Raw genomic sequence first — 10936 nt, 5'->3', positions numbered from 1 at the left:
TGCTGCTGCTGGCTGGCGACAAGCTCATCGCCATCAAGGACCCCGGCGGCTTCCGGCCCCTGGCCCTGGGCCGCCTTGGCGACGCCTACGTCCTGGCCAGCGAGACCTGCGCCTTCGACCTGCTGGAGGCCGAATACCTGCGGCCCGTGGCCCCGGGCGAAATGCTGGTCATCGAGGGCGGCAGCCTGCGCAGCCTGCGCTATGTCGAGCCCGCCGCCGTCAGCCAGTGCATCTTCGAGCTGATCTACTTCGCGCGGCCCGACTCCTACGTTTTTGGGCAGAACGTCTACCAGCGCCGCAAGGCCATGGGTATGGCCCTGGCCCGCGAGGCGCCCGTGGACGCCGACCTGGTCATGCCCTTCCCGGATTCGGGGGTCTACGCCTGCGTGGGCTACGCCCAGCAGTCCGGCCTGCCCTACGAGCACTGCATGATCCGCAACCACTATGTGGGCCGCACCTTCATCCAGCCTTCCCAGGACATGCGCGACTTCTCCACGCGCATGAAGCTCAACCCCGTGCGCAGCATGGTCGAGGGCAAGCGCATCGTGGTGGTCGAGGACTCCATCGTGCGCGGCACGACCATCCGCACGCGGGTCAAGAAACTGCGCGAGCTGGGCGCCCGCGAGATCCACATGCGCGTGTCCTGCCCGGCCATCGTCTCCCCCTGCTTCTACGGCATCGACTTCTCCAGCAAGGGCGAGCTCATCGCCGCCAACAACAGGGTCGAGGACATCGCGCGCTACATCGGGCTGGACAGCCTGCACTACCTGTCCATCGAGGGGCTGCTGGCCTCGGTGGAACACCCCGACGACTTCTGCCTGGCCTGCTTCAACGGCAAGTATCCCGTGGAACCCTGCGTGGGCGCGGGCAAGATGTGCCTGGAGAAGGACCGGGCGCTCAGCTGGTAGGAGGACGCGGTGCGACCCAAGGCTCCTGAACGCGACTGGCTGGGCATGGCCCGCGAGGTGCTCGACATCGAGGCCTGCGGCCTCGCCCGCGTGCGCGACGCCCTGGACGCGGACTTCGTGCGCGCCCTGGAGATGCTGGCCGGCTGCCGGGGCCGCGTGGTGGTCACGGGCATCGGCAAGTCCGGGCTGGTGGGCCGCAAGATCGCCGCCACCCTGTCCAGCACGGGCACGCCCGCCTTCTTCCTGCACCCCGTGGAGGGCGCCCACGGCGACCTGGGCATGCTGCGCCCCGAGGATGTGGCCCTGGCCATTTCCAACAGCGGGGAGACCGACGAGCTGAACGCCATCCTGCCGACCCTCAAGGCCGGGGGGGTGCGCATCATCGCCCTCACCGGGCGGCGCGAATCGTCCCTGGGCCGCCTGGCCGACGTGGTCATCGACTCCGGGGTGCCCCGCGAGGCCTGCCCCCTGGGGCTTGCGCCCACGGCCAGCACCACCGCCGCCCTGGCCCTGGGCGACGCCCTGGCCGTCTGCCTCATCGAGTGGAACGCCTTCGACGCCGCGGCCTTCAGGCGCTGCCACCCCGGCGGAGCCCTGGGCCAGCGGCTGGCCATGCGCGTGGCCGACCTGATGCACGCGGGCGACGTGCCCGCCGTGGACGAGGGCGCCACCTGGGCCCAGGCCCTGGCCCGGCTGCACGAGGGCGGCCTGGGCGCCCTGGCCGTCACCGGCGCCGGGCGGCGGCTCACGGGTTTCGTTTCCGACGGCGACGTGCGGCGCATCCTGCTGCGCGGCGGGGCCGGGCCCGAGGCCCCGGTGGCCGGACTCATGACCCCCGACCCCGCGAGCATGACCCCCGAGGCTTCGGCGGCCGAGGTCCTGGACCTCATGGAGGCCAAAGCCATCACCGTGGTGCCCATCGTGGACGCGGAGCACCGGCTGGTGGGCATGGTCCACCTGCACGACCTGCTGGGCAAGGGCCTGCTCAGGTTCGCGGGGTAGGCATGGACGCGGGCGGACCGATGGACAGACGGACACCCTGGAGCGGCCGGCCGGACCTGTGGGCCGGCGCTCTCATTCTCGGGACCACCCTGGCCCGGCTGGCCTTCGCGGCCTCGGGCCAGCTCGACCTGGTGCAGGACGAGGCCCAGTACTGGGACTGGTCGCGCACCTTCCAGTTCTCCTATTTCACCAAGGGCCCGCTCATCGCCTGGATCATCGGGCTGTGGACCTGGCTTCTGGGCGACTCGGCCCTGGCCGTGCGCCTGGGCGCCGTGCTGGGTTCGGCGTTGATGCAGGTCACGGTCTATCTCGGCCTGTCGCGGCTGTTCGGCCGCCCGAGGCTGGGGCTGCTGTGCCTGCTGGTGCTCAACACCACGCTGCTCTTCCTGGCCGCCGGAACGCTCATGACCACGGACAACCCGCTCATGGTCTGCTGGTGGGTGGCGCTGTTCGCGCTCTATGCCGCCGGGCGCGACCCCGGGGCGCGCTGGCCCTTCGTCGCCCTGGCCGCGGCCCTGGCCGTGGGCACCTGGGGCAAATACATGATGCTGGCCTTCGCCGTCACCGCCGTGCTGCACGGCGTGCTGCTGCGGCGGCGGCTGCTCGACTCGCCCCTGTTCTGGCGGCGGCTGGCCCTGGCCCTGGCCGTTGGCGCCGGGCTGGGCCTTGCGCCCATCCTGCTGTGGAACCTGGGCAACGATTTCGCCGGGTTCAAGCATGTGGCCCACCTGGGCGGGCTGGCCGGGAGCCGCGCGCAGTCCTTCATCCGCTTCGACCGTTTCGCGGAGTATTACGGCAGCCAGTTCGGCCTGCTCATGCCCTGGTGGTTCGTCATGACCCTGGTGGGCGCCTGGGGCGCGCTGCGTTCCCTGGGCAACGGCCGGAGCCGGGCCGCGCGCGCGGTGTCGTCCCTGGACTATTCCCAGCGGGCCTTGCTGGTGGCGGGGTTCTGGCCGGTGTGGGGCTTCTTCGCCCTGTGGTGCTTCCACACCAAGGTCCACCCCAACTGGTCCGCCGTGAGCTACGCCTCGGGATTCATCCTGGCCGCCGTGGTCTGGGAGCGGATTCTCCTGGCCCGGGGCTGGCGGCACTGGAAGGTCTGGACCTGGCCTGCGGTGGGCGCACTGGTCTTTGTCCTGTGGCTGGGCCACGACCTGGTGCCCATGCCCTACCGCGTGGAGCTGGCCAATCCCTTCACGGGCAGGACGGCGGTGCTCGAAAACCCCGCCCTGCACCTCAAGGGCTGGGAGGACCTGGGCCGCGAGGTGGACCGCCTGCGCCGCACCCGCTTTGCCGATCCCGGGCGGGTCTTTCTCTTCGGCAACCACTACGACGTGACCGCCGAGCTGGGCTGGGTGGTTCCCGGGCGCGAGCGCGCCTATTGCGTCAACGTGGGCCGCAGGCTGAACCAGTACGACCTGTGGCCCGGCCCCGAGGGCAAGATGGGCTGGGACGCCATCTATGTGCGCCAGAAGTTCAAGGGCGGCGTGGAGCCGGGGGTCGAGGAACTTTTTGATAAAACCGTCCAAATCCACTATCAGTCGATGCACCGGGGTCGGCCGGCGCGCCAGTTCACCATCGCCCTGTGCTACGGGTTCAAGGGGAAGTGGCCCCGTCCGGCCTCGTCGGGGTATTGACGTGGCCGACCCGGACATCTGCCAGCGCTGCGCCCTGCGCGGCCCGACCTGCTGCTGCCTTGAGCCCGGCACCGAGCAGGGCTGCTTCCCCCTCTCGGAGCCCGAGCGCGAGCGGATTCTCGCGGCGCTGTCCGGCGCGGCGGGCGCCTTTGCCCGCGAGGCCAACAGCCCGGTTTTTTTGGACACCATGCGGGCCCTGTTCCCCGGCGAGGAGCAGCTCGTAACCCGGCTGTTCCCCGAGGGCTGCCACCACATGCGCCTGGCCGTGGACGAGGCCGGGTGCTGCCGCCTTTTGGGCCCGGAGGGCTGCACCCTGCCGCGCGAGGCCAGGCCGTACTACTGCCGCCTGTTCCCGTTGTGGCCCGTAGGGCGGACGACCATGGTCTTCGCCGCCGAGCGCTGCCTGGCGTGGCGCGAGGGGCGCAGCCTGCGCCGCCTGCTGGGCCTGTTGCAGACCACTGAAAAAAGCGCCAGAGAACTCCACGGCCGGCTGCGGCTGGCCTGGGGCCTGCCCCCCGAGCGGGGGCTGGCCCCGGTGCCGCCGCCAACCCGGACCAGGAAAAAAACATGAAGAAATTCGCGATAATCCTCGGAATCCTTTTGGGCGGCGCGGCGGTGCTGGCCGCGGCCCTGGCTGGCGGCCTGTACTACTGGGCCTCCCTCGACCTGCCCGACTTCAAGCGCATTACCGACTACAACCCTCCGCTGGTGACCACCGTGCACGCCCGCGACGGGCGCGTGCTTGGCTACTTCTACAAGGAAAAGCGCTTCCTGGTGCCCTTGGCGGAGCTGCCGCCCCACGTCTGGCGCGTGTTCCTGGCCGCCGAGGACAGCGCCTTCTTCCAGCACGAGGGCGTGGACCTCGCGGCCATCCTGCGCGCCACCATGCGCAACCTCCAGGCCGGGCATGTGGTCCAGGGCGGCAGCACCATCACCCAGCAGGTCATCAAATCCCTGCTGCTGACCCCCGAGCAGAGCTACAAGCGCAAGATCCGCGAGGCCATCCTGGCCTACCGCCTGGAGCGCTACCTGACCAAGGAAGAGATCCTGACCATCTACCTGAACCAGATATTCTTCGGCGCCCGGGCCTACGGAATCGAGGCCGCCGCGCGGACCTACTTCGGCGTCCACGCCAAGGACCTGACCCTGGCCCAGGCGGCCATGCTTGCGGGGCTGCCCAAGGCGCCCTCGCGCTTCAACCCCTACCGCAACGAGGAGCGCGCCCGCGAGCGCCAGATCTGGATCCTGGGCCGCATGCACGAGCTGGGCTGGGCCGACGACGAGCAGTACCAGGCGGCCCTGGCCGAGGAGCCGGTCTACTCCAGCATGGAGGACCCGTCCTGGACCCTGGGCGCCTACTACCTCGAGGAAGTCCGCCGCAGCCTCATCGAGACCTACGGCGAGGACCAGGTCTACAATTCGGGCATGCACGTCTACACGGCGGTGGACCTCGACCACCAGCGCGCCGCCGAGGCGGCCCTGCGCCAGGGCCTGCGCGACTCCGCCCGGCGCCGGGGCTGGGACGGCCCCAGCCAGAACCTGCCCCAGCGCGACTGGGAGGAGGTGCTGGCGCGCACGCCCTACGACCCCGGGGCCCTGGCCCCGGGCGACTGGGTGGAGGCCCTGGTGACCGCCGTGGGCCGCGACGCGGCCGAGGTCCGCTTCGGCCCCCTGCGCGGCGTCATCGGCGTGAAGGACATGTCCTGGGCGCGCACGCCCGACGTTTCCCGGGCCCCCGAGGAGGTACCCCCGGTGGCCGACTGCGCCGCCGTGGTCCGCCCGGGCGACGTGGTCTGGGCCTCGGTGAAGGCCGTGCCCGCCGAGGTGGCCAAGGCCGTTCAGGCCGCCGCCGCTGCCCAGGCCGCCGGGAGCCCCGGGGACGGGGGCGCCCCCGCCGGAACCCCCGCGCCCCTGCCCGACGCAGTGTGGCCCCTGGCCCTGGAGCGCCAGCCCGAGGTCCAGGGGGCTCTGGTGTCCCTGGAGCCCGGCAGCGGCGAGGTGCGCGCCCTGGTGGGCGGCTACGCCTTCGAGTCCAGCCAGTTCAACCGCGCCACCCAGGCCCGGCGCCAGCCCGGCTCGGCCTTCAAGCCCATCGTCTATTCCGCCGCCCTGGACAGCGGCATGACGCCCTCCACCGTGCTGCTCGACGCGCCCATCGTCTACACCGACTCCGAGACGGACCGCGTCTGGAAGCCCGAGAACTTCGAGGGCGTGTTCTACGGCCCGACGCTGCTGCGCACGGCGCTGTGCAAGTCGCGCAACCTGGTGACCATCCGCGTGGCCCAGCGCATCGGCATCCGCAAGATCATCGAGCGCGCCCGGGCCCTGGGCCTGGAGGCCGAATTCCCCGAGGATCTTTCGGTCAGCCTGGGCTCGGTCCCGGTGAGCCCGCTGAACCTCGCCCGGGCCTATACGGCCTTCGCGCGCGGGGGCTCCTGGATCGACCCGCGCTTCATCCTGCGCGTGGAGAGCGCCTGGGGCGAGGAGCTGTTCCGCTCCGAGCCCAGAATCGAGGAGGCCATCTCGCCGCAGACGGCCTACATCATCACCACGCTGATGAAGGAGGTTGTGCGCGACGGCACGGGCTGGCGCGCGCGCAAGCTGGGCCGCCCCGTGGCCGGCAAGACCGGCACTTCCAACGACGAACAGGACGCCTGGTTCGTGGGCTTCACGCCGGACCTGCTCACCGTGGTCTGGGTCGGCTTCGACCAGCTGGCCCCGATGGGCAAGTACGAGACGGGTGCCCGTGCGGCCTCGCCCATCTGGGTGGACTACCGCATGGCCGTGGAGGCGGGGTATCCGGAGCGCGACTTCCCCCTGCCCCAGGGCGTGGTCATGGCGCGCATCGACCCGGTTTCTGGCCTTCTGGCCTCGCCCTATGCCGAGAAGACCTTCTTCCTGCCCTTCAAGGACGGCACGCAACCCACGGAAACCGCCCAGGACGGCGACGACTTTGGCGCCCCCGGCCCCTCGGCCACCACCCGGGGCGAGGACCTGCTCAAGCAGTAGCCCGGCCCGCCTTCGGTCTTCCAGGCGCCGCGCTTCGCGCGGCGCCTTTTTTTGTCCGCACGGCACAGGCGGCGCGGCCGGGGACGGCAGGGCCGGGCAGCAGGGCTGGACACAGGCAGCAGGGCAGCTGGGCCGGGGGGGGAGACGGCAGGGCAGGGCAGCGGGGCCGGGCGGGAGACGGCAGGGCCGGACACAGGCGGCGCGGCCGGGGACGGCAGGGCGCAGCACGGTGACCGGGCAGCAAGGCGGGGCCGGGCACAAGGCAGCGGGGCGGCGGGGCTTGCGGCATGGACGCCCGGGGCGCGGGCACCCCGGATGCCCGGGCGGGCGCAGCCGGGCCCCGGGCCCCGGATTGCCCCGCCGTTCGGGCCCTGGCGGGCGCGGCGCGCGCAAATATCGGCCCCGCGCAAAAAAAAACTAAAGTCCTCCGGATAAAGGCCGATAAGACCAGCAAGTGGGTAGGGGCGACAGGCCGCGCGAAGTGGGGACTTTGACGCCGGCAGCCCCTGGCAAGGAAGCCCTGAACATTCAAGGAGGAAAGGCTATGTCTCTGATTATCAACAACAACCTTATGGCGGCCAACGCAGCCCGCAACCTGGCCTCGGCCTTCAGCGACCTGGGTACCTCGGTCCGCCGACTGTCCTCGGGCCTGCGCGTGGGCAACGCCGCCGACGACGCCGCCGGTCTGGCCATCCGCGAGCTCATGCGCGCGGACATCGCTTCCCTGAACCAGGGCGTGCGCAACGCCAACGACGCCATCTCGCTGATCCAGACCGCCGACGGCGCCCTGGGCGTCATCGACGAGAAGCTGATCCGCATGAAGGAGCTGGCGGAACAGGCGGCCACGGGCACCTACAACTCCGACCAGCGCCTGATCATCGAGTCCGAATACCAGGCCATGGCCTCGGAAATCACCCGAATCGCCAACTCCACGGACTTCAACGGCCTTTACCTGCTGAACGGCAACCTCTCCGGAGCCGACACGACCCACGACGGCTCGGGCCTGGTCTCCACCGGCCCGCTGAAGGTCCACTTCGGCTCGGGCAACGACAGCGCCGAAGACTACTACTATGTGAGCATCAACAACTCCACGGCCTCGGCCCTGGGCGTGGGCAACAGCGCGGGCGCTGGCGCTGGCTACACCATCTCCACCCAGTCCGCCGCGCAGAACGCCCTGGAGGCCCTGAACGAGGCCATCGTCTCCAAGGACAACATCCGCGCGTCCCTGGGCGCCACCCAGAACCGCCTGCAGAACACCATCTCCAACCTCCAGATCCAGGCCGAGAACCTCCAGGCCTCGGAGTCGCGGATTTCCGACGCGGACGTGGCCACGGAGATGACGGAGTTCGTGCGCAACCAGATCATTTCCCAGTCCGCCGTGGCCATGCTCGCCCAGGCCAACAGCCTGCCGCGGCTGGCCCTGTCCCTGCTGGGGGGGTAGGTGATGCGTCCGGGGCCGGCTGATCGGCCCCGCCCCGGGCGCGCGTTCCGTCCCTGGCGGCGCGAGGTCGGCCCGGGCGCAGCGCCCCCCGGCCCGCTGCGGGCCGACACCGTCCACGAAAGCGGGGCCGCAAGGCCCCGCTTCCTCTTTGCCCCGGGGGCTGGCCCGCGCTTCACAAGCCCCGGCCTTTGGGGCATCCTGCGGCCATGAAGACCAGCCACGCCCTTGTTCCGCCCTATGTCACCAAGGACGGCTCGACCATCCGCGAGCTGATGCACCCCGCCGTACACGGCAACGCCGCCCAGAGCCTGGCCGAGGCCACGGTGGCCCCCGGGTGCGCCACGGCCGCGCACCGCCACCCCGTGGCCGAGGAGCTGTACCATGTGCTGGAGGGCACGGGGCTCATGACCCTGGGCGCGGAGCGCTTCGCCGTGGAGCCCGGCGACACGGTGTGCATCCCGCCCGGCACGGCGCACCGCATCGCCAACACCGGCCCCGGGCCGCTGCGCGTGCTGTGCTGCTGCGCCCCGGCCTACGCCCACGACGACACCGAGCTGCTGCCGGACTGAGGCCCGGGCCCCGCGCCCCGGGCCAGGGGCGTCCCGGCCCGGGGTTTTCCGGGTGCGCAATATATTTTCGGCATTTTAAAAAATAATGTTGCTTTTGCCAAAAAAAGTCTAACTTTTAAGTATGGACTAACAGGAGGCAAAGCGCAATGTCTATCGAATCTGTCATCAACCAGTTCAGATCGCTGAACAAAGACCAGCAGGAATCCTGCGCACGCCGTATTGAATCCTATCTCCACGAACACATCGAGGGGTTGAAGGGGTTCAGGGACACTATTGTCGAGGCGCGTTTTGCCGACGGCAGGCACTGCCCCAGGTGCGGAAGCGTCGATGTGAAGCGCTGGGGCGCTTACAGCGACAAAAACGCCTACATGGCCCGCCAGCGGTACATGTGCAAGGATTGCGGACGCACCTTCACCGAGCTGACCGGGACGCCGATGGCGGGGACCCACAAGCCTGAGCTGTGGTCACGCTACATCCGATGCATGATCGAGGGGTTGAGCCTTCCCCGGACCGCCAAGCGGCTTAAGATATCCGTTCCGACCGCCTTCTACTGGCGGCACAAAATCCTCCGCGCCTTGAAGGCCCTGCACGACAGAGACATTCTGGAAGGTATCGTCGAGATGGACGAGACCTTTTTCGTGGAGTCCAACAAGGGAAGCCGGAATCTGAAGCATCGTCCTCCGAGGAAGCACCGTGGAGTTGCCAGGAAGCGGGGCATCTCGAACGAACAGGTCGCCGTACTGGTGGGCATCAGCCGCGACGGAGACATCCTCAGCCGGGCCGCCGGCCGAGGGCGATTGTCTGCGGACCAAGTAGCTCGGGCTGTGGGCGGCAACCTTATGCCCGACAGCACCCTTGTCACTGATTCAATGTCCGGCTTCACCACTTACGCCAAGCGCGAGGGCCTCCGGCATGTCCGCCTGAACAGCCGTCAGGGCGTGTATACACAAGGTGTTCACCACATCCAGCACGTCAACAACTACCATGCGGGCCTCAAGGAATGGATGCGCCGGTTCTGTGGTGTGGCTTCGAAGTTCCTCGACCACTACATGGCGTGGTTCAACCTGCTCCGGGTCGTGACCAAGCTGGAATCCAAGAGCAGGCTTGAGGAGTTCTACCGCCAGTCCTGCCGCAAGACCGCCTACACGCCGGTCAGGGATTTCCGGGAGTTCAAGGTGGGCATGGAACCGTAACCGGTCAGAATATTTCGCTCCGGGCTGGACCGTCCCGCGCCATTGTCGTATGGGGAGGAAAAATCAGGAGCGGACATGAAAGTCGAAATAGGCGAATCGCTGGTAAGGACATGGGTACGCCATTGCAGGGGGTGCCAACTGGCCGAACTGAACTGGAAACCTTCCCCCATATGGCCCGGCGAGATCACGGCCGAACATGAACAGTGGTACAGGGAAGGCGCGGCCGAGTTCTCGGAAAAGGTCTTGAAAAAGACATCCAGTCTTTCCCAGTTCCTCGGCCAGGCTGAAGTCGACGTACTCGGCGTGCAGTTCGTGCAAGGGACGGCAAGGAAAGTCATCGCCGCCGACATCGCCTTTCACACGAACGGGCTGCAATACGGCCCCAAGGCCGAAACCGCCGCCCGGATCGTCAAGAAGCTGTTTAGGACGGCCCTGACCATGGACATCCATTTCCCCGGCGTGCCCGTTGAGATCCTTTTCCTGTCGCCCAAGGTCAACAACGCCACTATCCAAGGCGTGGAGGAAGCCGCCCGGATGATGGAATCCTTCTTCCGTGGGCGCCGGGACGGCTTTCGGTTCCAGATCATCGTCAACCAAGGCTTCAAAAACATCGTAATCGACGATGTGACCCCGCTCCAAAAACAGGTGGCCGACACAAGCGAACTATACCTGCGGGCGGCCCAGCTCGTGGGGCTGTTTGAAGACTGTGTTCCGCGTCCCGCAAAGGCCACTGCCGCTCCAGCGCAATCCGCCCCACGCAAAACCGGGCAGACCCTGCCCATCGAATATGTGCCGGGCGACACCAAGGAATTCAAGTGCCTTCTTCTCAAGCAGGGTGCCGTCATTCAAGAACATTACGCCGATGGCAGAATCAAAGAAAGACAATGGGATGCGGGCGGGATGACCGAAACATCCAACGTCAGCGGCAACCTGCGCTCGAAGACTTGGTACAGGAGCGGGGCCTGGCAAACCACCGGCATCACCAAGCTTGTCGTGAAAATCGTCGGGCACTAAACCTAATCCTTGAAAAACAACAGAATGTTTTAAAATCCCGAATTCAAAAGCGCATCGAGGCCCTGCGCAAGGAGCTCGACGAGATCAGGCAGGGCGAGGGCAGCGAGGAGGAAAAGCGCTCCCAGGCCGCCGTGAAGGAGGCCGAGATCGCCGCCCTCCAGGC

The 10936-nt window shown here is 68.3% G+C and carries 9 protein-coding genes; all 9 read left to right on the top strand.

The window, feature by feature from the left end; translation table 11 throughout:
- A partial coding sequence (locus tag M0P34_RS09310) for an amidophosphoribosyltransferase (RefSeq protein ID WP_291498639.1) occupies positions 1-908 on the top strand: 908 nt, incomplete at its 5' end.
- Between the two features lie 45 nt (positions 909-953).
- Positions 954-1910 carry a KpsF/GutQ family sugar-phosphate isomerase gene (locus tag M0P34_RS09305; protein WP_291498640.1) on the top strand — a complete coding sequence of 319 codons (957 nt, stop codon included), beginning with the start codon at positions 954-956 and terminating at the stop codon, positions 1908-1910.
- A gap of 20 nt (positions 1911-1930) precedes the next feature.
- Positions 1931-3547: a glycosyltransferase family 39 protein gene (locus M0P34_RS09300; protein WP_291498638.1), complete on the top strand. Its 1617-nt coding sequence runs from the start codon at positions 1931-1933 to the stop codon at positions 3545-3547.
- Between the two features lies 1 nt (position 3548).
- Complete coding sequence (locus M0P34_RS09295; RefSeq protein WP_291498637.1) at positions 3549-4118, top strand: zinc/iron-chelating domain-containing protein; 570 nt, start codon at positions 3549-3551, stop codon at positions 4116-4118.
- Positions 4115-6556, top strand: coding sequence for a PBP1A family penicillin-binding protein (locus M0P34_RS09290; protein ID WP_291498636.1), 2442 nt, complete (start codon positions 4115-4117; stop codon positions 6554-6556). The genes M0P34_RS09295 and M0P34_RS09290 overlap by 4 nt, the downstream gene beginning before the upstream one ends.
- Before the next feature lie 544 nt (positions 6557-7100).
- Positions 7101-7997 (top strand): flagellin, encoded by an 897-nt coding sequence (locus M0P34_RS09285; RefSeq protein ID WP_291498635.1) that lies wholly within the window; start codon positions 7101-7103, stop codon positions 7995-7997.
- Positions 7998-8203: 206 nt separating this feature from the next.
- Positions 8204-8566, top strand: a complete 363-nt coding sequence (locus M0P34_RS09280; protein ID WP_291498634.1) for a cupin domain-containing protein — start codon at positions 8204-8206, stop codon at positions 8564-8566.
- Between the two features lie 146 nt (positions 8567-8712).
- Complete coding sequence (locus M0P34_RS09275; protein WP_291498633.1) at positions 8713-9759, top strand: IS1595 family transposase; 1047 nt, start codon at positions 8713-8715, stop codon at positions 9757-9759.
- Positions 9760-9834: 75 nt separating this feature from the next.
- Positions 9835-10773 (top strand): hypothetical protein, encoded by a 939-nt coding sequence (locus M0P34_RS09270; protein WP_291498632.1) that lies wholly within the window; start codon positions 9835-9837, stop codon positions 10771-10773.
- Positions 10774-10936: the final 163 nt, after the last annotated feature.

This window comes from Desulfocurvus sp., from assembly GCF_023230885.1.
Taxonomy (GTDB): Bacteria; Desulfobacterota; Desulfovibrionia; order Desulfovibrionales; family Desulfovibrionaceae; genus Desulfocurvus.
Note: the sequence above shows the minus strand (reverse complement) of the source record. Positions and strands in the feature narration are given on the sequence as shown.

Coding starts and splice junctions, on each gene's coding strand:
- M0P34_RS09305 (WP_291498640.1), top strand. CDS start 954: ATGGCCCGCGAGGTGCTCGACATCGAGGCCTGCGGCCTCGCCCGCGTG.
- M0P34_RS09300 (WP_291498638.1), top strand. CDS start 1,931: ATGGACAGACGGACACCCTGGAGCGGCCGGCCGGACCTGTGGGCCGGC.
- M0P34_RS09290 (WP_291498636.1), top strand. CDS start 4,115: ATGAAGAAATTCGCGATAATCCTCGGAATCCTTTTGGGCGGCGCGGCG.
- M0P34_RS09285 (WP_291498635.1), top strand. CDS start 7,101: ATGTCTCTGATTATCAACAACAACCTTATGGCGGCCAACGCAGCCCGC.
- M0P34_RS09280 (WP_291498634.1), top strand. CDS start 8,204: ATGAAGACCAGCCACGCCCTTGTTCCGCCCTATGTCACCAAGGACGGC.
- M0P34_RS09275 (WP_291498633.1), top strand. CDS start 8,713: ATGTCTATCGAATCTGTCATCAACCAGTTCAGATCGCTGAACAAAGAC.
- M0P34_RS09270 (WP_291498632.1), top strand. CDS start 9,835: ATGAAAGTCGAAATAGGCGAATCGCTGGTAAGGACATGGGTACGCCAT.